The organism is Kitasatospora sp. NPDC093558, assembly GCF_040683475.1.
Classification (GTDB): Bacteria; Actinomycetota; Actinomycetes; order Streptomycetales; family Streptomycetaceae; genus Kitasatospora.
Genome location: NZ_JBFBDY010001045.1, coordinates 1 through 1,655, shown reverse-complemented (window position 1 = coordinate 1,655; position 1,655 = coordinate 1). Strand labels below are relative to the sequence as shown.

At 71.5% G+C, this 1,655-nt stretch carries 2 protein-coding genes; both read right to left on the bottom strand.

Translation table 11 applies throughout. The features are described from left to right. Positions 1 to 104 precede the first annotated feature (104 nt). Complete coding sequence (locus tag AB0O00_RS38300) at positions 105 to 554, bottom strand: helix-turn-helix transcriptional regulator (RefSeq protein ID WP_363659304.1); 450 nt, start codon at positions 552 to 554, stop codon at positions 105 to 107. Between the two features lie 120 nt (positions 555 to 674). Beyond that, positions 675 to 1,655, bottom strand: a 981-nt coding sequence (locus tag AB0O00_RS38295) for a Tim44-like domain-containing protein (protein ID WP_363659303.1), incomplete at its 5' end; no start/stop codon positions are given.

The window sequence follows — 1,655 nt, the reverse complement described above, 5'->3', positions numbered from 1 at the left end:
CCCGCGTCCGACAGGCGGCCCGGGAGGTGGCCGGTGGCGATCCCGGCCTCGTTGTCCGTGGTGGTGGAGTGGCTCTCGCAGACGAGCTCGACCGCCATCGTCGGCTACCCCTCGCCCTGCGGCTTCGCTCCGCCGCCCTTGACCGGCCGGGTGTGGATCTTCGAAATACAGGCCGGCAGCGCGGCGCCGTCCTCGTGCTCACGGGCCCGGTACGCACTCGGGGTCTCGCCGACCAGCTCGGTGAAGCGCGAGCTGAACGACCCCAGCGACGTACAGCCCACCTCCATGCACACCTCCGTCACCGTGAGGTCGCCCCGCCGCAGCAACGCCTTGGCCCGCTCGATCCGCCGGGTCATGAGGTAGCTGTAGGGCGTCTCCCCGTACGCGGCGCGGAAACTGCGCGAGAAGTGGCCCGCCGACATGAGGGCGGTGCGCGCCAGCGCCGTGACGTCCAGCGGCTGCGCGTACTCGCGGTCCATCATGTCCCGGGCCCTGCGCAGCCGGACGAGGTCGTCGAGCGGGACGCGGGACGCGCCGCCGGCGGCTCTACTCATCGATGACGTCTCCCGGGTCGGGCCACACGCGGTACCGGCGGCTGCCGTACGACCGAGGGTACCCGGCGGCGCGGACGGCGGGCGGGGTGTGAGGCCCTGGGCCCTGGTGCGGGTCTGGGCCTACTGCACGGTGGTGGCGATGACGGTCCACGCGTTGGCGTTGGTGGTGTCCAGGCGCAGGTCGAAGGTGAAGGCGAGGGGCCTGCGCTTGTGCGGGTCACCGCGCAGGACCTCTTCGCTGCGGCGGTCGACTTCGTAGTAGACGCCCTCGGCGTCGACCGTGACGCGGAAGACGACCGGGTCGCGGGAGACCAGCGAGCTCACTTTGACGCAGGTGACGGAGGCCTGGCGCATGACGGTGCGGTGCGTGGTGCGCACGGGCGTGAAGTCGAGGCTGCCGTCGTTCATGACCCATTCCTCGAGGAACCGTTCGACGGCGACCTCGAGGACGGACCTGTCGAACCGGGCGTCGAGGACGCTCAGGTCGCCGGCGGCGGAGTCGGCGTCCGTGCTCCACGAGATGTTGGTGAGCGACAGGATGTCGCTCACCCCGGTGACCGAGGTCTTGCCGGCCACCTCGAGCACGGCCTCGCGCGCGACCTCCTTCTGGTCCCAGCCGTCCGTCTCGATGGCGGCGCTCAGGTGGTGCGCCCCCTCGGCGGCCTGTTCCAGCGACGACACGATCCACTCCCCGGCCGCGTTCTTGCGCAGCGTCCAGTACTCCACCGGGCGCGTCGAGCCGTCCTTGCGCACGGCTTGCCCGCCGTCGCCGCGGCGCACGTAGTCGTGGAGTGTCGCGGTGATCCGGAAGGTGACGGTGTCGTTCACCTCGCCCGCACGGTTGGCGACGTCGACCAGCTCGACGACCGGGCCGGAGACGATCTCCACGACGTTGGCCTCGCCGCGTGAGGCGTAATCGTGCAGCTCCTCGGCCCACTTGCCGTACAGCACCGGGGACAGGATCCGCTGCAGCGTGGCGAGGTCGTGCTCGGTCCAGGCGCGCTGGGCCGTCTCGTACAGCCACACGGCGCGGCGTTCGAGCGCCGCGCGCTCGAAGGTCGCGTCGGTGTCGGCGATGGCATCGACCCGGGCCCCGATGCG

What these genes read in the sequence shown, in the direction of transcription:
- AB0O00_RS38300 (WP_363659304.1), bottom strand. Translation starts at nt 554, where the DNA reads ATGAGTAGAGCCGCCGGCGGCGCGTCCCGCGTCCCGCTCGACGACCTC.